The following is a 17,295-nucleotide window of genomic DNA, read 5'->3' on the forward strand; positions in this document are numbered from 1 at the left end:
AAAAGGACAAAGCAAAATGCTTGTCCTTTTTTAGTGATATCTCAATAGTACCCATGAACTAACGGTAGTTTGTAAATTGCAATTCGATCGGCAAGTCTAGTTTTCTTAAAAGTACGATCACAGCTTGTAGATCATCGCGATTTTTACCAGTTACTCGGATCTGGTCTTCTTGGATCTGTGTTTTCACTTTTAGTTTTTCATTTTTGATCGCGGTTGTGATCTTCTTGCCATTATCGCGGTCGATCCCATTGACTAGATCAGCAGATTGGCGTGCTTTACCACCTAAAGCGTGTTCCGTTTCAGAAAAGTGGATATTTTTGATTGGCACATTGCGTTTATTCAATTTTCCAAACAAAACATCTTTGATTTGTTCGATTTTAAATTCATCGTCACTTAGCACAACTAATTTATTTGTATTCTCTAACTTGATCTCAACCGTTGAATCCTTGAAATCGAAACGGTTAGTTAATTCTTTCGTGGTTTGTTGGATTGCATTTTTTACTTCTTCAACAGATACTTCTGAAATGATATCAAAACTTGCATCTTTTGCCATAATGTCCTCCTCGTTCATTCGGTTTTCTTTTATTGTAGCATAGGCTTATTTTTTTTGTGACATCTTTACTAAAATTCTTCTCATTTAAGTAGTCGCTATTTTATTTTCTGGAAGAAACTGTTATTCTTACATTTGGAATAAACTTGAAAAGGAGAGGTGCTTGTGAGCAGATTCATGACTGTCTATCAAAGAAACGAAAATCTTAAGAAAATAGTGGTTATCTTGATGACCGGTTTGTCTGCAGCGGTGGCATTGAATTATTTTTTGATTCCAGCCAACGTCTTTTCTGCAGGAATGAACGGGATTGCCCAAATCATTGCTTCACTATTATCTGAATGGGGCCATATAGATGTCGATACTGGAACGTTTATTTTTCTATTGAATATTCCTGTATTTATACTAGGCTTTTTAAAAGTCGGAAAACGCGCAACTGTACTTAGTTTCATCAACGTTGTTTGTGTGTCAGTCATGACGACAGTTTTACCGACAGGACAGGTAACAGATAATATACTGATGAATGCATTAGTCGGTGGTGTTTTACTTGGCGTCGGTGTCGGTATTTCTCTAAAAATGGGTTTTACGACTGGTGGAATGGACATCATTTCATTGGTTCTTTCTCAAACGACAGGGAAAACCGTAGGAAACTATATGCTGATTTTAAATGGCATTATCGTCGTAGCAGCTGGCTTCCTCTTTAATTGGGAAAGTGCTTTGTATACAATCATCTCGATCTATGCAATGACTCAAGTCATCGATGCGATCCATACGAGTCACCAAAAAGTGACCGCCATGATTGTCACTGTGAAACCTGAAGAAGTGACTGCTGAAATTGCGCAACGCATGGTTCGGGGGATGACTCTCTTACCTTCAGTTGGTGGATATTCAAAACGTGAAGGAAAAATGATCATGATGGTCATCACACGTTACGAAATGTATGATCTTGATCAAATCGTCCATGAGATCGATGAAGATGCGTTCATCAATATTTTACCAACGCATTCCGTTTTTGGTCGCTTTGCCAATGAAAACGAACAAAAAATGTATCGTTCAACAGGGGTTCTTCCTGAAATCAAACATGCATCTAAAAAGGCAAAAAGCAAATAAAAAAGTAATAGGCAAACAAATCTACCCCTTTGTTTGTCACCTTTGAACCGAATAACTGGTGGAAAAAGAAATAAGTTCTTAGGAACTAAGAGGATCTATAAAAAAATTTGAAAAACAATTTGCGTAGCTGTCACCTTAGTTCTTGAGGTGAAAGACTTCTGTCCAGACCTTGCTAGCCAAATGAATATTTACAAACCTCTTAAAAAAAGGTATGATAAACAAAAATTGTGAGAAGGAGAATCCGAAGAATGAGTGAACAAAAATGGTCTGCTGAAGAAGTAGATGAAATCAAAGAGCGAATTCTCACCGCGTTAGAAATGGTGATTGACCCAGAACTAGGAATCGATATCGTGAACCTAGGTTTGATCTATGAAATCGAATTTGACCCTGAAAATGGAGATACCGTTGTTAAAATGACTTTGACAACGATGGGCTGTCCGTTAGCTGATATCTTGACTGAATCGATCCATGATGCACTAAAAGAAGTGCCAGAAGTGTCGAAAGCAGAAGTCAAATTAGTCTGGTATCCCGCATGGACAACCGATAAAATGAGTCGTTATGCACGAATTGCGCTTGGTATTCGTTAGAAATAACTAATGATTAAATTAACGCTGAACTCTTTTATTAACTTTTAGGAAAAGTTGATAGGAGAGTTTTTTATTATGCAAAATTTTATGTCGATGATTGGCTAGAAGATAGGTTATTTTGTGAAAAAGAGAGTAGCTTTCACTTATTTCAACTTAAGATATCCCACTGCTATTTAGCACGTCTGGTAGGGGATTTACTATGGAAGGGTCTCAGTGAATAAAGAGACTTAAACATGAAATAACCAATTATCTTTGAAAAGATAATTGGTCAGACTGTAGACAAACTCCTAAATTTGGAGTGTTGTTTGCAGTTTTTTTGTTTTATACTCATTGTATAAACTATTCTGGGAGTGATTCTAATGATGAGAAAACAATCGATTGAAGGTAGAAATCAATTTGCTATGTTAACAATTGATGATCTTGTACCTAAAGATCACTTAGTTCGAAAGATTGATGCTGCGATTCAGTTTGATTTCATTTATCCCATTGTAGAATCTACGTATTCGACCCATGGTCGTCCCAGTATTGATCCAGTGGTCTTAATTAAATTAGTATTTATCCAATATTTATTTGGTATCCGTTCGATGAGACAGACCATTAAAGACGTTGAAACAAATGTTGCTTATCGTTGGTTTTTAGGTTATTCATTCGAGGATCCTATCCCGCATTTCTCTACTTTTGGTAAAAACTATGTTCGAAGATTTAGAGAAACAACTTTATTTGAAGACATTTTCTCTCATATTCTAGAACAAGCTGTAAAAGCTGGCTTCGTTACGGAAGACAACCTTTATATTGATTCTACTCATATTAAGGCAAATGCCAATAAACATAAGTTCACAAAAGAAATGACCTACGGTCAAGCTAAAGCTTATCAAGATGAATTAGAAGATGAAATAAATAAAGAACGTATTGCTGTAGGAAAACGTCCTTTTACATGGGACACAGAAAGTGAGTTGAGTCTTCAAAAAATAAGTCATTCAGATCCAGAAAGTGGTTACTATGTTAAAGGTGAACGAGAAAAACAATTTGCTTATTCCGCGCATACTTCCTGTGAAGATAATGGTTTTATCTTATCTACATTAATCACACCAGGAAATGTACATGACAGCCAAGTCGCAATCGATCTGGTCAAACAGTCGAAAAGAGCTTTTCCAAATATAAAGCGTGTTGTCGCTGATGCAGGATATAAGACGCCTAAATTTGTTCATTTTCTGTCACACTTGAAACTCTACCCGATTCTTCCATATACTGTACCTCATGGAGTAAAAGGAATGTTTCGTAAAAAAGACTTTGTTTATGATGCCTATTTTGACTGCTATTTATGTCCCAATAATCAACCGTTGTTATTTTCAACTATCACTCGTGATGGTTATCGAACCTATAAATCAAATCCAAAATTCTGTAGGAGTTGTCCATTACTTAAAAACTGTACTTTGAGTACAAAACATCAAAAAATAGTAACTCGACATGTTTGGGCGGATCTTATGGATGAACTTGAACACCAACGCCATACGGCGTTGAATAGAGAAATTTATAAAAAGAGAAAACAAACTATTGAACGAATATTTGCAGATGCAAAAGAAAAGCATGGTATGCGTTGGACAAAATATCGAGGTCTCGAAAAAGTCGCCACGCACACGATGCTTACGTTTGCTGCCATGAATTTAAAAAAACTAGCCTCATGGCTATGGAAAGCAAAAAAGCCTATGGCTTTTTATTTCAAATTTCTACAAAGACTAATAAAAAGGAGTTGGCAATTAAGCCACTCCTTTTTGTCTACAGTCTGACCAATTATCTTTGAAAAGATAATTGGTTGAAGGCTTCAGAATTTCTCATTGCTTATTCTTATTCAAGTACTTTTCCAAATACTCGATCTTTGCTAGATCCTTATGATTATTTTTCTCTGCACGGTAACTATCTTTAGCAGAACGTTGATATACTTTCAAATATTGTTCCGCTGTAGGTAAGTAAAAGGAACAGTCATCGATTCTGATTAGAGAGAGTTCATTAAGTGGAATACCTGCAAAGCCGAGAAGACTGTCCACGCTGCCAAACTGGATGTTATAAGAATCTTTTGCAAATTCATGTTCGTGTAAATCAACTAGTTGGTAATTCAACGTTTCCATAATTTTCATGATGCTTTGCCAATTGTGCAAGCGATCTTTGTCGGGTGCCTCCCAACCCCGTGGATCGCCAGGAACATGGATGTCAATGTCTCTTGGTTGCCAGTCGATATCTGTTAAGTAAGACAAGCCTAATGAACCTAGTAGTAGCGGAGTGATCTGTTGCCTGTTTAATTTTTGCGTGATCAATAAAAACTCTTTGAAATAAAGTTCCATGGATTTTCTCCTTTTCTTTGGTTGCATTTATTGTAACAAAGTAGATGTCTAATTTTCCATTTCATCCTGAAAACAAAACTAGATTATCTCAAAAAGTGAATCTAGTTTTTTATTTCTTGTATTTAAGAAGTGAAGTTGGTGAGTAACTATAAATGTGACTATCGGAGTTGTAAAAAATTGAGTGTGAATGGCTTAGTTTTCCAATTTTTGGTACACTTGATTTACTATCAATCAGAAAGTTGGTGACAGATTGAACCTAGAAGCACAAAAATATTGGGAAAGCTTTTGCTTAAAAAATGGTGTGTCACAAGCGTCATTATATGAAATTTTTGCTTTTGGAAATACGAAAGAACACGCAGATGAATTAGCAGATCTAGTATTGGAAGGGAAGAAAACAGGGACAAGCTCAGGGTATGAGCTTTACCAAATGGATAACGAACCATTACCTAAAGTTGGTGACTACTCCGTCGTTGTGAATAGCTCTAAAGTACCGATAGGCATTATCCAGACTGTCGAAGTGTTGATCCTAACTTGGAAAGAAATCACCGAAGAACTGGCAGCTACAGAAGGTGAAGGCGACTTATCTCTTATGTATTGGCAAAAGGGGCATTACAATTATTTCAAACCTTACTATAAAGAACATGGACTATTGCTCAATGAAGAAACAAAAATCGTCTTTGAACAATTCCAACTTGTTGATCGATATTTGCCGAAAAAAGAGGAAACCAATGCGTATTGATTTAGTAGAAGAAGCAATAGAAAAGAAAAAAATCGTCCAAGAAGTCTTGAATGATTTGCCAGAATGGTTTGGCTTGCCAGATTCGACACAAGAATACATCGAGAACTACCAAAAATATCCTTTGTGGGTCTTGCAAGAAACAAATGAATCAATAGGGTTTATCAGTTTAAAAGAAACAAGTAAGGCCACCGGTGAGATCTATTGTATGGGGATAAAAAAAGCCTATCATCATCGAGGATTAGGTAAGCGATTACTAGATGAACTAGAATCCTATGCAAGAGAACATTACCTATTTTTACAAGTGAAAACGGTCGCCGAAGGGCATTACGCTATCTATGATCAGACGATTGGATTCTATCGAAGGATGGGTTTTGTTGAGCTAGAAGTGTTCCCAACCTTATGGGATGAATGGAATCCATGTTTGGTAATGCTAAAAATTCTTAACTAAAAAAGAAAGCGAAGTTGGAACTCTCGCACATGACAGTTGTCGTTCGTGGTCGTAAATGTTCGACAGAAGTCTTTACGGAGATCTTTGATGCAAAAGAAGTGTATTCGAGTAAGGAAAACAATACTCATTAATTCCAGAAACATTCTTATTGATCGGTGATCTGTGGGTGGCATTGATGGAAGATAAGCAGACAAAGCTTCTCAAAACCTACAATCATATTGATTTTCAAATCACTCCGGAACAACTTCTTTGTTATACAGAACAACTTCGTCTTCTAGACCTCAAAATTGAAGAAGGACGTTCGCGGATATCAGTAAACATCCATGCGGGCAATCTAAATGATCGTTTGAAGAGGTATGAAGAATAACTATAAGCTTTCAGGAGTAATGGGATGATTAAAAAAGTGAAGAAACTAGACCAAGAGATAATGGACCGACTACTAGCTATTTGGTTAACGACCAATATCAGGACACATGATTTTATTGATGAGAAATATTGGTATGAGAAAAAAGCGTTGTTGAAAAAAGAATTGCCAAAAGCAGAAATTTATTGTTGTGAAATGAATAGTCAGATTGTTGGCTTTATGGGCATCGTAGATGAATCTTATTTAGCTGGAATTATTGTAGAGTCAACATATCAAAATTGAAAAATTGGACAAAAATTGATTGAAGCTGCTAAAAAAGAAAAAGAACGAATAAGCTTGCATGTTTATCATAAGAATAAACGAGCGATCCGTTTCTACTATAAAAATGACTTTAGAAAAGTGGATGAACAAATGGATGAATCGACGGGTGAGAAAGAATACCTCATGGTGTGGGAAAGAAATAGACAGATTTAATGACTACAAACCATGGGCAGTCTACTAACGCCTAGGTGTAAAAAAAACAAGATCAATCTTTGAAGGTGGATCTTGTTTTTTTCTATGGGATTACTAGCGATCAAGAAGTATAAACGGCAGACTTGCGAGGAAAGCGATCACTCCACAAATGAGTCCAAACAAAATGACGATGCCTACTTTTTTTCGATCCGATTTCTGACCTTGTTTCTTTGTTTACGTAGAGGTGCTACTTCTTTGTTTTCCATGAATGCGACGATTTCTTTGTAGGTTTTGATATTCTCTTGTTTTGAGTCCCTCAACTTTTATTGAGCCGTACATGCTGGCGATCCAAAAGATCAAGGGAAGGGCTAATCGCCAATTACCGGGTAAAAATAAGGATGGGCCTACTGAAATCAAGGTGAGAAGCATGAAAACTAGCATGATCTTAGTATATTTGTTCAGTTCAGTAAGGGTAACATTTTCTTTCATCTTTTCTATATCTCCTTTGATTCATTCATCCAAAGAAACGTCAAATAGGACACTCAGCAATAATAAATTATGAATATCAGGATAGCTACGTTCATTCTCCCAGTTTGAAATCGTTTGTCTTGAAACATATAATTTTTCGGCTAATTCTTCTTGGGAGAAAGCTAGTTGTTTGCGATATTTTTTTATTTGATGACTTAAGTCCATAGTATCCGCTCCTTCTTATCTCAGTGTGATCGAAGAGGTCAAAATCGACGATCAAAGGTTTTTGTCATTGCCAGATTTAGCATGTAAAAAGTCTTTGAAATGCTTTAAAATGCTGTTTTGTCTGTATTCTTAGTTTTTTGTTATGTAACTGGCGGATCATTGCTTTATTAAAAACCGTACGTTTTTTTTGAATAAACTAACGATCCCTTGAATTTATGATATCATACACTTAATCCTCAAAGTATTAATGGATTGGAGGAATGGTTTTGGAGAAGTCAACAAGTGTAGAAAAAAAGAAAGTTTATTTTTTATGTACAGGAAATTCTTGCAGAAGTCAGATCGCTGAAGGGTATGGCCACGAATATCTGGAAGATCAATTTGAAGTTCGTAGCGCGGGAGTAGAGACACATTGATTAAATCCACGTGCAGTAAAAGTGATGGAAGAAGATGGCATCGACATTACGAGTCAAACTTCAGACTTGATTGATGCAGATTATTTTAGCCATGCGGACTTGATCATTACGCTTTGCGGAGATGCGTTAGATAAATGCCCAGTGATTCCTGCTCATATCCGTCATGAACATTGGGATCTAGAAGATCCGGCAAAAGCTACTGGTACAGAAGAAGAGATTTTTGCTGAATTTAGAAAGACCCGCGAAATCATCAAGAAAAAAATAAAGGATATGGCTAACTAAGGAAAAAACGCCTGTCGATAATTAAGAATATGCAGTATTTTTTTGGCGACGAGAATTCAATGGATGATTGAATGGAAGAAAAAGATGCCTTTGCAATTGTCAGCGTACCAAAGTGAGTACCGCTAAATGAATGACTTGCTCAAAAAAGTTTATAGTGATATGTGGTTTTCAGTCAAGACATGGAATGAAAATCGTTGAATCAAGTGGATAAAGACGAGTAATGATCTAGAATGTATATTCATTCTAGGATATTACTCGTCTTTTTTTTGAAAATCAGGCATACTAAATTATAGTTGGATTGGAAACGTTTTAAAACGAATGTATTTTTAATAAGGAGAAGAAGATGAGACCAAAGTCAAAAGAGGAGTTATTGATACTTGCAACTAAAAATTTTGAAAAATTGCAGCAGTTGATCGATTCAATACCTGTGGAACAAAGGGAAGCAACATTTGATTTTGAGGAAGTATTTCTTGAAAAAAGAAAAGAAGCACATTGGCGAAGAGATCAAACGATCAAAGACGTGTTGATCCATTTGTACGAGTGGCATTCTTTATTATTAACATGGGTAAAAAGTAATCAATTGGGAGAAGGCGTATCTTTTTTGCCGGAACCCTATAATTGGCGAACGACAGCCGAGATGAATCGTGGCTTTACAAAAAAACATCAGTCTACTACGTTACGGCAAGCGTCTGACTGGTTGAAGGAAAGCCATGCAGAAGTGATGTTACTGGCGAAAACCTTCGATGACGATCAACTGTTCCAAAAAAACCAGTATTCTTGGGTGGGGAATACAACGCTTGGCAGTTATTTCGTTTCTGCTACTTCGAGTCATTATGATTGGGCAATCAAAAAAATCAAACAAAGTCAAAAGCAGAAGCAAAAACAAAAGGGAAATTAAGTGAAACAAGAACAAAAAAAATAGGAATCAATAGGATTCCCATTTTTTCAAAATCGTTCTTTTTAGTACCAACCGTTAGCTAACCAGAAAGCTTTGGCTGCATCCCAAGAGCCATAACGAGAAGCAACATATTGTTCTGCCACTCTTTCTTGATTGGCAGCAGAGTAGTCACCGTTCAAGTAAGAAGAGTCTAATTGGTAACGGCCGATATAACGTCCGTTTGTTGCTGTATAAGAACCGCTAGATTCTTTTTGTGCGATCCATTCTTTGGCATCGTTCGTACCAGTTGAAACAGCGACTTCAGTAGCTGGTGCTTGTTCTACAACTGGTGCTTGTTCTACTACAGGTGTTTCCACAACTGGCGCTGTTTCTTGAACAGGTTCTACAGGTGCTTGAGTAGCGACAGGAGCAGTTGCTTGCTCACCAGTAGGAATAGTTAATTCTTGACCTGAAAAAATCAGGTGAATGTTTGAGATTGAGTTAGCTTCGGCAATTGTTTGGATCAAGGAGTTGTCACCAACGTATTTTTGAGAAATCGTTGATAAAGTATCACCTGATTGAACAGTGTAGGCTTCGTCTGCGTGTGCAGAAGTACCCATAAATAATGCAGCGCCGGCGGCCAAAGTTGTTCCAAAAAGAATAGTTTTAAGTGATTTCATGAAAGATCTCCTTCGTATTTTAAAAAGTTATTTTGATTAGCTGTTTTCGCTAACGAGTAATACTTTACCATGGGATTATATTTCATAGGTGAAAGATACGTAACAGTTTGTGACAAATACTCCTTTTTTGTAACAAGAATGTGTTTAAATAATGTGCGTTTTAATTAGAAAAACATCATAAATGAAGAATTGTGCGCTTCTGACATTTGTTTTTTATTAGAAAGATTCAAAATAAAAAAATAGAAAATGCTCAATTTTAGTTTGAAAAGCCGAGAAAAAAGTGAATTTTTTATAAAATTTATACGAAGTGATAGAATAAAAGAAACAAGGAGATGGGATGGATGACGAATATGTATAAAAAAATAATGGTAGCGATTGATGGTTCGGAAAAAGCAGAGAAAGCATTTGGCGAGGCTTTAGAATTAGCGAGAGATAACCAAGCAGAATTATTGATCGTTTCAATTATCAATAAAATCGATTTGACACATAGTGCCTATGCGTTCTCAAAAATCTATGCAGAAGAAAAACAAAAAACAGAAGTGGAACTATTGAAGAGAATCAATGATGCCAAAGAATTCGGGATTGAAACAATTCATGCAATTGTGGAGACCGGTGATCCAAGAACATTGATCGCCACTGTCTTACCAAAACAAGAGTCAATTGATCTTATCGTGATGGGGGCAACAGGTAAAGGCTCGATCCAACAAGCGTTAGTAGGGTCGACAGCTTCTTATGTGGTGACTCATGCACCTTGTAATGTGTTGGTCGTTAAATAGATGCCGATTCCTGATAAGCTACGTTGCTGATTTCCAACGTGGCTTTTTTGTTCGTGAAGAGTAGTACTGCTAACTAAGGATGTTTGTAAAGGTAATAAATCCATAAGATCAATATCGTTAATGAAATAATCAACCCTAATTCATGTGAAAGTAGTTTTGGGGTGGGTTCCCAATGCCGAAGGGAAAATATTTTGTGGGAAAAATAAGCGACTGGTAAAAGTGTCAGCAATACGGAAAATTTACGCTTCGTCCATTTCGTGTAGTAGATTGCTAAAGTTGTCATTAGAAAAAAAGGAACATAAAAAACCAATTGTCCCAAAGTGTCCATATAATATACGCCTCCAAGGAAAAAAGAAATCTATAATTAAAAATAACGCTTTGTATGTTTGTGCACAAGAGGATATGTTATAAAATTTCTTGTTTTTTAAATAAAGTTGTTTTTTTGATTCTTGATGTACTTATTGTTATAATTCTTTTAAAGAAAGGGTGTAGTATTTCATGGACCAAGTGATATTAGAAGTTGATCTACATTTAGTAAACAATATCCGTATTTGCTATTATATTGTTAGTAATAGTGTGGAACCGCGAGTGTTAATGAACAAAATCGATGGTATTTTATCAAAAACGGATGTCCATCAATTTAATGATGGAGACGAAAGTTACTACAGTATTCCAGTTGAAAAAGTGATTTATACGAAAGTGAACGTGCGAAAAGATTTAGATACGAAAGAAATACATGCACCGATCTTCACTGAATATTGAAATAAGCTGGAGGCAATCAAAGATGAATCCCTATGAACAAATGATCCAAGAGTTGATGGATGGAAAAATCCAAAAAATAGAGGTCAAACGTGAGGAAGTCATGGTTTTTCGTGAAGCGTGGTTAAAAATTGAGAATCGCAAGTTTGTTGTTGGAAAGGCCGAACTGAATGGTAATGTGACGTACCACTATGACCCATCAAGATTGTATTAAAAGTAGGTTTTGATAGAAGTGTGGCGATTTGGAGATCAATCGCTTATTTTTGAAACACAAGAAATCCTAACAAAAAATCCCCGACAATCCTTGATTGTTGAGGATTTTTTTGTTTCTAGATCATGACAGACTCGCTCCGATCATCCCTATGAAAATATAAATTTTATTTGAATAGATTTTTGAATTTATCCGTTATTCCTTGAAAATCGACATTTTGGAGAAATTCTTGGGCTTTTTCTTTGTAAGGACCTAGTTGTTCTTTATGCTCTTCGAAAAATGTTTTGGCTTCAGTGAAATTGCCACTTTGGACCAAATCTTTGATTTTCTGAAGTATTTCTTCTTTATTCATAATGAAACACATCCTTTCTTTCCTAATATAATAGCAAAAATCTATGAAATTTTGTAAAAATAACTTCTGTGCTAAAGTCCGATAAAAAACTCGATCTAGAGACGGATGAATGTGATTTTTTTACAAGCTATACTCAAAGAGTAAAGAGGAGGTAGAAAAATGAAAGTAATCAAAGTATTAGTAGGTGCCGTTGTATTTAGTGGGTTGGCGTTATTTGGCTTGAAGTTTTATACCCAAGACGCTACTGGAGAATTACCAGCAGTTATAGACCAATTGAATCCGTTAGTCACAAAGGGAGAAGTGTATGTCAAAACAAAACAGCCTGATGAAGTCAATTCATTTGGGACAGCAAAATATATCCAAAAGGCAGTTGATGCAAATGGCAACGAACGCGAGATTGAATTTAACGGGTTATCTGTTTTAAAAAAAGACCGTTACTTGAGATTGACGAATAAAGGCGCTCATGTAGAAACATACGAAGAAATTCCCAAAGAAGAGGTACCTAAAGAAGCATTAGCTATAATTGGTTGATTTTATTTTTATTATGTAAACTAAATGTTGAATTAAAAAATAAGCCTAAGAATAATTGATTAATAACTTAATCATTCGTTCTTAGGTTTATTTTATTTTCTCGCCATGCTCAATTTCAATTGATCGATCCGCCGTTCCAGTTTTTTGATCAAACCAGCAGGCAAGCCGATGATCTCAGCGGATGCTAAGACAGAAGAGAGCAACTGATATTCAAGTGCTTCTGCATGGATTTTACGATAGATGGTGGCTAGACGTTCGATGTACTCAAAATGAGTATAGCCAGTTTGAATGATCAAAAATTTCAACAAATCAATGGCTTTCTCGTAGTCTTGCTCAGAATAATAAGCCAATGCTTGTCGATAAAGTTTGATTTCAAGTAAATCGAGGGAAGCAGGGCTGTATCGGTTCGTCCATTCATTGACTGACACTTTTTTTTGGATATTACCAGCAGTATCACGGACGAAGATGATTGGGATTTCATTTGGATCCGCCTTTTTATGAATAAATCGTTCCACAGATTCTTGCTCCTTCCATGCGTTGTTAGCTTGAGTATAAGCTATTTTTCTAGGAAATACTAGTTCTTTTCTAAAGTAAGCATTTGTCCGCCCATGGCAGTAAATACTTGCTCAAAGTCATCGATTGGTACCGCACGATTTTTTATGCCATAAGGATCATTGACATAGATTGATTGATCATCGTAGCCAGTTACAACACAGGCATGGACTAATGGCGTGACTTGTACTTCACTGTTTGCAGTCGTCCAAGTCATGAAATCATTTTCTGTCGGCACTTGAAAATCGATCGTGACAGAAGCCCATACAGGTTTTTCTTCTTTTAGTGCATTTTTGATGTCAGTCAAGCTTGCATCCGTTTGCGGTTTGGTATGATAAGCGGTTTGCAGGATTTCTTGGGCTAACGTAGCGATTGGTGGAACATAGACACCCATTGCCCAGTCACCGCCCCAAATCTCACCAACGAACCCTTCATTTGGATCGCCATGAGTGCCATCAGCATTGAAAACGGGGACATAATTTAATTGTTCGGCTAATTGATTCTTGGTAGTTTCGTAGCCATAGAAGCGCAACAACATCGATAAGGCGGTTACTTCACAGCCATTCTCTAGTGCAGGTTCATCGAATTGATTTTCAAGAGGTACGTCGAGTAGTACTTGTTTTTCTTCGGTTTTGATTGTCTGCTCTATGTTTTCCTCCGTTATTGATTTTTTATCTTCTAATTGTTTATTTGTAAAGTAAAAGACGCCTGAAATCAACACTAGCACTGCCCCGCCTAGTAGTAATCGTTTTTTACTTTTTTGTTTTGACATGAAAGACTCCCCCAAACTTCTTTCTATTATAATTGTTTTTCTAAAAAAAACTACATGAATCTGCCTGATCAAATGTAAAAAACAAGGAAAAACAGTCCAAAAAACGATTTTTTTATTATGTTTAGCTGTTAAAATTTGTGAAAACGAAAACAGTACGCTATAATGCGGGTAGATCAAATAAGAGTTTGATCAAATCACCACTAACGAAACACACAGATAAAACGAAATGATTTTCTGTGGCAAACTGTTTGAGTAGTTTAGGAGGATTTTGATGACGGAAGAAATGATTAATTTAGGAGAACAATATTCATGTAGGCCCATTGGTTTTACCAAATCAGTTGTTGGAGAAGTTGTTTCAAAAATGACGAATTGCGCCGTAGTCAAAGTTGCCCAATGCGCTATAGAAGATCAAGAATTATTAGAAGAAAAAGCTAGCATGGTAGTAGCTAAATATGATACATTTGAATAAGAAGATATGGACATGCAACATCGAATGATCATGTTGCAGGTCCTTTTAAGGTTATAAAACGAGCATTGAACACTAAGGCATAAGATAGAAAAAACGAAAACGCCTATTTCATTTTTGAGTTTTTTGGCTTATGACCGAAGTACTGCTCCTTGAATACCGTTTGTTCAGTTAGAGGGGATATGATTTACCCCTTTGATTTTCTAGTTTCAAGAGTTGAAAATAAAGGTGTGGATCGATAAGATGGTTTCCTTTTTTACAATAGTTCTTTTTTTATTTGTCATCGTCATGTGCTTATTTCTATGGCTTGTACGACGAGAGATCGTTTATAAAACGGTTCGGAATCGCTGGGTCTATTTAGTTGTTCCGTTCCTTGCTTTACTGGTTTTATGGTATACATTGGTCAGTCAACCAACCACTGATGAGTTAGTGAAAGGCGTCTTGGCTTCTCTTGTGTTATTGAGTTTTTTGTTAGATAGTCGAGGACTTACTACAGATGGGCTAGTTTTGAACAGCTTTGACCATCGTGGAGTGCCATATTCTGAAATCAACAAAGTCGTTCTTTACCAACCAAAAGATTCGAAAGAAGTCAAAATGAATTTTTTCCGGAACGGTTGGCGTGGTCCGTTATTGAAATTTTCTGTCTCATTAGAAGAATTGATTCCTTTTTTAGCAAAACACTTAAATGATGATGCAGAACTTGATATCATGATCGAGCATGAGGATGAATGATCCATTGAAATGACAAAAAGACAGCTCCTTCTTTTAGTAGAAGGAGCTGTCTTTTTGTATTAGTAGAATTAGCCAAACACGCGGAAACGATCAGCATCGTTCATATATTCTTTTTCGCCAGCTGGAGATTCAGGTGAACCAAAGACTAATTGTGCACGTAATTTCCAGTTTGCAGGAATCGACCATTCTTTTGCGACAGCTTCATCGATCACTGGATTGTAATGTTGTAGGTTTGCACCTAAACCTTCTTCGCTTAATGCCACCCAAGTATTGGCTGTAGCAATACCATTTGATTGTTCTGACCAATCAGGGAAGTTATCTGCATATAATGCAAATTGCTCTTGCAAGTTTTTGATCACATCTGTGTCTTTGAAGAATAAGACAGTACCATAACCTTTTTTGAAACTAGCTAATTTGTTTTGAGTATTTGGGAAAGCATCAGCAGGTGTCAGTGGACGTAAAGCTTCTTCTGTCATTTCCCATAATTTTTCATGTGCATCGCCAAATAAGATTACTGCACGTGTTGATTGCGCATTGAAAGCAGTAGGGCTTTCTTTGATTGCTTCTTGGATCAATGTTGTTAATTCTTCATTTGATTGTGATACGTTACGGCCTAGATCATAGATCGAACGGCGGTTTTTTAAGATATTTGTAAATTTAGTCATAGATTAGTTCTCCTTTAATTCGCTTTTCTGCGTTTTTTTCTTGATGACAAAACGAAGTATATCACCTTACAAAAAGTAAGTAAAACAAAACGCTTAACAAAATGTACGAGTAGAAAAAAGATGTTTTTTTACATAAAAAATTCGTTACGATACCGTTTACATACTGAATATACCGACATTTAAGCTTTATGACATAAAGTAGACTATATAATTATTAAAAATAACCTATGTTTTTTCTTATTGTTTTCCCATTAAATTTTTGTTGTATTTATAGAAAATAAGTATATATTTCTTAAATAAATATTTTTACACGGATTTTCGGTAAATATGTGTATTATTTTCTGAAAATTAAAAGAATTGGGGTATGGGAATATGGAAAAACAAGACAAAGGGTTCTTCGGTCAGCCGAAGGGATTGTCTACATTGTTCTTCACAGAGATGTGGGAACGATTCAGTTATTATGGTATGCGTGCCTTACTGATCTATTATATGTACGACACGGTAGCAAATGGAGGCCTTGGTTTACCTCGTGCCACAGCGTTGTCGATCATGTCGATCTATGGTTCGTTGATTTATATGTCGAGTATCGTAGGCGGCTGGTTTTCTGATCGTGTGTTAGGAGCCAAAAAAACCGTCTTTATTGGTGGGGTCTTCATCATGATCGGTCATGTTGTTTTGGCATTGCCGTTTGGTGTCTCTACTTTATTTATCTCGATGGCGTTGATCATCATCGGTACAGCTTTCTTAAAACCAAACGTTTCGGGAATGGTCGGGCATTTATATACGAAAACCGATTTACGAAGAGATGCAGGATTTTCGATCTTTTATATGGGTGTCAATTTAGGCGCATTGCTCGCGCCGTTGATCGTCGGTACGATTGGTCAAGAGTATAACTACCATTTAGGTTTCTCATTAGCCGCTATCGGTATGTTCTTCGGGTTATTGCAATATGTGATCCAAGGACGTAAGACATTGGATGGAGTGGGTATGACACCTCCAAATCCTTTGACACAAGGCGAACGTAAAGGATTTATCCGTAATGTTGTGATCGCTTTGATCGTATTTGCTATTATTTTTGGTGGAGCGCAACTGACTGGACATTTGACGATCGATTTCTTTGTTAATACGATCAGTGTCTTAGGAATCGTTTTACCACTCTATTACTTTATCAAAATGTTGACTTCAAAAGATGTTTCAGTGGAAGAAAAACCACGTGTATGGGCATATATCCCATTATTCTTAGCAGCAATCATCTTTTGGTCATTGCAAGAACAAGGGTCATCGATCCTTGCCCTATTTGCAAGTGAACGAACACAATCGACCTTGATGGGTGTTCCGATCCAAGCAAGTTGGTATCAATCATTGAACCCGATCTTCATCTTTATTTTGACACCTGTGTTCGTTACTTTATGGACTCGTTTAGGTAAACGTCAACCATCAACTGTAGTGAAATTCTCTCTAGGGTTGTTATTTGCCGGATTGTCTTACCTATTACTGATGTTGCCAGGAATGTTATATGGAACAGCTGGAAAAGTCAGCCCACTTTGGCTGATCGGTAGCTTTTTCATCATCGTGATTGCTGAACTTTGCTTATCACCTGTCGGCCTATCAGTGACGACGAAATTGGCGCCTAGAGCCTTCGAATCGCAAACGATTGCGATCTGGTTCTTAGCAGATGCTTCTTCCCAAGCCATCAATGCACAAATCGCACGGTTCTATACACCAGGTACTGAATCTGCCTACTTTGGTATCATCGGCGTCGTTGCAATCGTCGGTGCAGTGATTTTATTTGCAATCAAAGAGCCAATCAAAAAATTAATGGGGTCGATCCACTGATTGGATCTGCATCATTTGTCGGAGAGGACAGTCGTCCTGCTCCGGCTTTTTTTATTTCCAAAATTTAAACGATAATAGAACAAATGTTCAGCTATCTTTGTTATAATGAAG

General features: G+C 36.6%; 26 protein-coding genes and 1 pseudogene. 17 read left to right on the forward strand and 10 right to left on the reverse strand.

The genetic code is table 11. From position 1 onward, the window contains the following. Positions 1–58 precede the first annotated feature (58 nt). Complete coding sequence (locus IGJ49_RS06190) at positions 59–553, reverse strand: YajQ family cyclic di-GMP-binding protein (RefSeq protein ID WP_438722773.1); 495 nt, start codon at positions 551–553, stop codon at positions 59–61. Positions 554–727: 174 nt separating this feature from the next. On the opposite strand from IGJ49_RS06190, the gene IGJ49_RS06195 reads away from it, so the two are divergent. From IGJ49_RS06195 to IGJ49_RS06205, 3 genes are all read left to right on the forward strand, one after another. After that, a complete protein-coding gene (locus IGJ49_RS06195) occupies positions 728–1,657 on the forward strand; it encodes a YitT family protein (RefSeq protein ID WP_438723982.1) in 930 nt (309 codons plus the stop codon). A 248-nt stretch (positions 1,658–1,905) separates the two neighbouring features. Then, positions 1,906–2,244 (forward strand): metal-sulfur cluster assembly factor, encoded by a 339-nt coding sequence (locus IGJ49_RS06200; protein ID WP_019723739.1) that lies wholly within the window; start codon positions 1,906–1,908, stop codon positions 2,242–2,244. Positions 2,245–2,603: 359 nt separating this feature from the next. Further along, positions 2,604–4,031, forward strand: coding sequence for an IS1182 family transposase (locus IGJ49_RS06205; RefSeq protein ID WP_371740615.1), 1,428 nt, complete (start codon positions 2,604–2,606; stop codon positions 4,029–4,031). Positions 4,032–4,076: 45 nt separating this feature from the next. Here IGJ49_RS06205 and IGJ49_RS06210 read toward each other — a convergent pair whose 3' ends face one another. Next, complete coding sequence (locus IGJ49_RS06210; RefSeq protein WP_153830405.1) at positions 4,077–4,583, reverse strand: phosphoribosylanthranilate isomerase; 507 nt, start codon at positions 4,581–4,583, stop codon at positions 4,077–4,079. Between the two features lie 250 nt (positions 4,584–4,833). On the opposite strand from IGJ49_RS06210, the gene IGJ49_RS06215 reads away from it, so the two are divergent. From IGJ49_RS06215 to IGJ49_RS06235, 5 genes are all read left to right on the forward strand, one after another. After that, positions 4,834–5,322, forward strand: a complete 489-nt coding sequence (locus tag IGJ49_RS06215; RefSeq protein WP_438722776.1) for an ASCH domain-containing protein — start codon at positions 4,834–4,836, stop codon at positions 5,320–5,322. Then, positions 5,312–5,770 carry a GNAT family N-acetyltransferase gene (locus IGJ49_RS06220; RefSeq protein ID WP_349520330.1) on the forward strand — a complete coding sequence of 153 codons (459 nt, stop codon included), beginning with the start codon at positions 5,312–5,314 and terminating at the stop codon, positions 5,768–5,770. The genes IGJ49_RS06215 and IGJ49_RS06220 overlap by 11 nt, the downstream gene beginning before the upstream one ends. 166 nt (positions 5,771–5,936) lie before the next feature. After that, the gene (locus IGJ49_RS06225) at positions 5,937–6,137 is read left to right on the forward strand and encodes a hypothetical protein (RefSeq protein WP_438722778.1); all 201 of its coding nucleotides are present in this window, start codon (positions 5,937–5,939) and stop codon (positions 6,135–6,137) included. Between the two features lie 24 nt (positions 6,138–6,161). Further along, a complete protein-coding gene (locus IGJ49_RS06230; RefSeq protein WP_438722780.1) occupies positions 6,162–6,416 on the forward strand; it encodes a hypothetical protein in 255 nt (84 codons plus the stop codon). 15 nt (positions 6,417–6,431) lie between these two features. After that, complete coding sequence (locus tag IGJ49_RS06235; RefSeq protein WP_438722782.1) at positions 6,432–6,608, forward strand: hypothetical protein; 177 nt, start codon at positions 6,432–6,434, stop codon at positions 6,606–6,608. Positions 6,609–6,821: 213 nt separating this feature from the next. Here the strand turns inward: IGJ49_RS06235 and IGJ49_RS06240 are convergent, their stop codons facing one another. Continuing rightward, a complete protein-coding gene (locus IGJ49_RS06240) occupies positions 6,822–7,076 on the reverse strand; it encodes a hypothetical protein (RefSeq protein WP_010735619.1) in 255 nt (84 codons plus the stop codon). 21 nt (positions 7,077–7,097) lie between these two features. Beyond that, positions 7,098–7,280, reverse strand: coding sequence for a helix-turn-helix transcriptional regulator (locus IGJ49_RS06245; RefSeq protein ID WP_010735618.1), 183 nt, complete (start codon positions 7,278–7,280; stop codon positions 7,098–7,100). 260 nt (positions 7,281–7,540) lie between these two features. Here IGJ49_RS06245 and arsC point away from each other — a divergent pair. Both arsC and IGJ49_RS06255 read left to right on the forward strand, forming a co-directional pair. After that, a pseudogene (gene arsC / locus IGJ49_RS06250) lies at positions 7,541–7,975 on the forward strand (arsenate reductase (thioredoxin)). Positions 7,976–8,318: 343 nt separating this feature from the next. Next, positions 8,319–8,873 carry a ClbS/DfsB family four-helix bundle protein gene (locus tag IGJ49_RS06255; protein WP_010735616.1) on the forward strand — a complete coding sequence of 185 codons (555 nt, stop codon included), beginning with the start codon at positions 8,319–8,321 and terminating at the stop codon, positions 8,871–8,873. A 62-nt stretch (positions 8,874–8,935) separates the two neighbouring features. Here IGJ49_RS06255 and IGJ49_RS06260 read toward each other — a convergent pair whose 3' ends face one another. After that, on the reverse strand, positions 8,936–9,532 hold the full coding sequence (locus IGJ49_RS06260; protein ID WP_016249999.1) for a LysM peptidoglycan-binding domain-containing protein: 597 nt from the start codon (positions 9,530–9,532) through the stop codon (positions 8,936–8,938). Between the two features lie 341 nt (positions 9,533–9,873). Between IGJ49_RS06260 and IGJ49_RS06265 the strand changes: the two genes are divergently transcribed. Beyond that, positions 9,874–10,308 (forward strand): universal stress protein, encoded by a 435-nt coding sequence (locus tag IGJ49_RS06265; RefSeq protein WP_023519554.1) that lies wholly within the window; start codon positions 9,874–9,876, stop codon positions 10,306–10,308. Between the two features lie 73 nt (positions 10,309–10,381). Here the strand turns inward: IGJ49_RS06265 and IGJ49_RS06270 are convergent, their stop codons facing one another. After that, complete coding sequence (locus IGJ49_RS06270) at positions 10,382–10,636, reverse strand: hypothetical protein (RefSeq protein ID WP_010735611.1); 255 nt, start codon at positions 10,634–10,636, stop codon at positions 10,382–10,384. A 170-nt stretch (positions 10,637–10,806) separates the two neighbouring features. Between IGJ49_RS06270 and IGJ49_RS06275 the strand changes: the two genes are divergently transcribed. Both IGJ49_RS06275 and IGJ49_RS06280 read left to right on the forward strand, forming a co-directional pair. Continuing rightward, positions 10,807–11,070, forward strand: coding sequence for a hypothetical protein (locus IGJ49_RS06275; RefSeq protein ID WP_010735610.1), 264 nt, complete (start codon positions 10,807–10,809; stop codon positions 11,068–11,070). Between the two features lie 22 nt (positions 11,071–11,092). Further along, complete coding sequence (locus tag IGJ49_RS06280) at positions 11,093–11,281, forward strand: hypothetical protein (protein WP_438722786.1); 189 nt, start codon at positions 11,093–11,095, stop codon at positions 11,279–11,281. Positions 11,282–11,444: 163 nt separating this feature from the next. Here the strand turns inward: IGJ49_RS06280 and IGJ49_RS06285 are convergent, their stop codons facing one another. Next, entirely contained in the window at positions 11,445–11,630 is a 186-nt protein-coding gene (locus IGJ49_RS06285) for a hypothetical protein (RefSeq protein WP_019724087.1), read from the reverse strand. A gap of 159 nt (positions 11,631–11,789) precedes the next feature. Here IGJ49_RS06285 and IGJ49_RS06290 point away from each other — a divergent pair, with 159 nt between their 5' ends. Further along, positions 11,790–12,161, forward strand: a complete 372-nt coding sequence (locus IGJ49_RS06290; protein WP_010735607.1) for a YxeA family protein — start codon at positions 11,790–11,792, stop codon at positions 12,159–12,161. Positions 12,162–12,253: 92 nt separating this feature from the next. Here the strand turns inward: IGJ49_RS06290 and IGJ49_RS06295 are convergent, their stop codons facing one another. Further along, the gene (locus IGJ49_RS06295) at positions 12,254–12,676 is read right to left on the reverse strand and encodes a hypothetical protein (protein ID WP_066026276.1); all 423 of its coding nucleotides are present in this window, start codon (positions 12,674–12,676) and stop codon (positions 12,254–12,256) included. A gap of 59 nt (positions 12,677–12,735) precedes the next feature. Beyond that, complete coding sequence (locus IGJ49_RS06300; protein WP_438722788.1) at positions 12,736–13,485, reverse strand: C39 family peptidase; 750 nt, start codon at positions 13,483–13,485, stop codon at positions 12,736–12,738. Positions 13,486–13,756: 271 nt separating this feature from the next. Between IGJ49_RS06300 and IGJ49_RS06305 the strand changes: the two genes are divergently transcribed. Further along, complete coding sequence (locus tag IGJ49_RS06305) at positions 13,757–13,954, forward strand: hypothetical protein (RefSeq protein WP_010735604.1); 198 nt, start codon at positions 13,757–13,759, stop codon at positions 13,952–13,954. A 240-nt stretch (positions 13,955–14,194) separates the two neighbouring features. Further along, on the forward strand, positions 14,195–14,683 hold the full coding sequence (locus IGJ49_RS06310; protein WP_010735603.1) for a hypothetical protein: 489 nt from the start codon (positions 14,195–14,197) through the stop codon (positions 14,681–14,683). A gap of 68 nt (positions 14,684–14,751) precedes the next feature. Here IGJ49_RS06310 and IGJ49_RS06315 read toward each other — a convergent pair whose 3' ends face one another. Next, positions 14,752–15,348 (reverse strand): nitroreductase family protein, encoded by a 597-nt coding sequence (locus IGJ49_RS06315; RefSeq protein WP_438722791.1) that lies wholly within the window; start codon positions 15,346–15,348, stop codon positions 14,752–14,754. A 372-nt stretch (positions 15,349–15,720) separates the two neighbouring features. On the opposite strand from IGJ49_RS06315, the gene IGJ49_RS06320 reads away from it, so the two are divergent. Further along, positions 15,721–17,184, forward strand: coding sequence for a peptide MFS transporter (locus IGJ49_RS06320; protein ID WP_010735601.1), 1,464 nt, complete (start codon positions 15,721–15,723; stop codon positions 17,182–17,184). The last annotated feature ends 111 nt before the right edge of the window (positions 17,185–17,295 follow it).

This window comes from Enterococcus sp. AZ171 (genome assembly GCF_051714005.1).
GTDB classification, from domain to species: Bacteria; Bacillota; Bacilli; order Lactobacillales; family Enterococcaceae; genus Enterococcus_B; species Enterococcus_B pernyi.

Coding starts and splice junctions, on each gene's coding strand:
- IGJ49_RS06190 (WP_438722773.1), bottom strand. CDS start 553: ATGGCAAAAGATGCAAGTTTTGATATCATTTCAGAAGTATCTGTTGAA.
- IGJ49_RS06195 (WP_438723982.1), top strand. CDS start 728: ATGACTGTCTATCAAAGAAACGAAAATCTTAAGAAAATAGTGGTTATC.
- IGJ49_RS06200 (WP_019723739.1), top strand. CDS start 1,906: ATGAGTGAACAAAAATGGTCTGCTGAAGAAGTAGATGAAATCAAAGAG.
- IGJ49_RS06205 (WP_371740615.1), top strand. CDS start 2,604: ATGATGAGAAAACAATCGATTGAAGGTAGAAATCAATTTGCTATGTTA.
- IGJ49_RS06210 (WP_153830405.1), bottom strand. CDS start 4,583: ATGGAACTTTATTTCAAAGAGTTTTTATTGATCACGCAAAAATTAAAC.
- IGJ49_RS06220 (WP_349520330.1), top strand. CDS start 5,312: ATGCGTATTGATTTAGTAGAAGAAGCAATAGAAAAGAAAAAAATCGTC.
- IGJ49_RS06230 (WP_438722780.1), top strand. CDS start 6,162: ATGATTAAAAAAGTGAAGAAACTAGACCAAGAGATAATGGACCGACTA.
- IGJ49_RS06240 (WP_010735619.1), bottom strand. CDS start 7,076: ATGAAAGAAAATGTTACCCTTACTGAACTGAACAAATATACTAAGATC.
- IGJ49_RS06245 (WP_010735618.1), bottom strand. CDS start 7,280: ATGGACTTAAGTCATCAAATAAAAAAATATCGCAAACAACTAGCTTTC.
- IGJ49_RS06255 (WP_010735616.1), top strand. CDS start 8,319: ATGAGACCAAAGTCAAAAGAGGAGTTATTGATACTTGCAACTAAAAAT.
- IGJ49_RS06260 (WP_016249999.1), bottom strand. CDS start 9,532: ATGAAATCACTTAAAACTATTCTTTTTGGAACAACTTTGGCCGCCGGC.
- IGJ49_RS06265 (WP_023519554.1), top strand. CDS start 9,874: ATGACGAATATGTATAAAAAAATAATGGTAGCGATTGATGGTTCGGAA.
- IGJ49_RS06270 (WP_010735611.1), bottom strand. CDS start 10,636: ATGGACACTTTGGGACAATTGGTTTTTTATGTTCCTTTTTTTCTAATG.
- IGJ49_RS06275 (WP_010735610.1), top strand. CDS start 10,807: ATGGACCAAGTGATATTAGAAGTTGATCTACATTTAGTAAACAATATC.
- IGJ49_RS06280 (WP_438722786.1), top strand. CDS start 11,093: ATGAATCCCTATGAACAAATGATCCAAGAGTTGATGGATGGAAAAATC.
- IGJ49_RS06285 (WP_019724087.1), bottom strand. CDS start 11,630: ATGAATAAAGAAGAAATACTTCAGAAAATCAAAGATTTGGTCCAAAGT.
- IGJ49_RS06290 (WP_010735607.1), top strand. CDS start 11,790: ATGAAAGTAATCAAAGTATTAGTAGGTGCCGTTGTATTTAGTGGGTTG.
- IGJ49_RS06300 (WP_438722788.1), bottom strand. CDS start 13,485: ATGTCAAAACAAAAAAGTAAAAAACGATTACTACTAGGCGGGGCAGTG.
- IGJ49_RS06305 (WP_010735604.1), top strand. CDS start 13,757: ATGACGGAAGAAATGATTAATTTAGGAGAACAATATTCATGTAGGCCC.
- IGJ49_RS06310 (WP_010735603.1), top strand. CDS start 14,195: ATGGTTTCCTTTTTTACAATAGTTCTTTTTTTATTTGTCATCGTCATG.
- IGJ49_RS06315 (WP_438722791.1), bottom strand. CDS start 15,348: ATGACTAAATTTACAAATATCTTAAAAAACCGCCGTTCGATCTATGAT.
- IGJ49_RS06320 (WP_010735601.1), top strand. CDS start 15,721: ATGGAAAAACAAGACAAAGGGTTCTTCGGTCAGCCGAAGGGATTGTCT.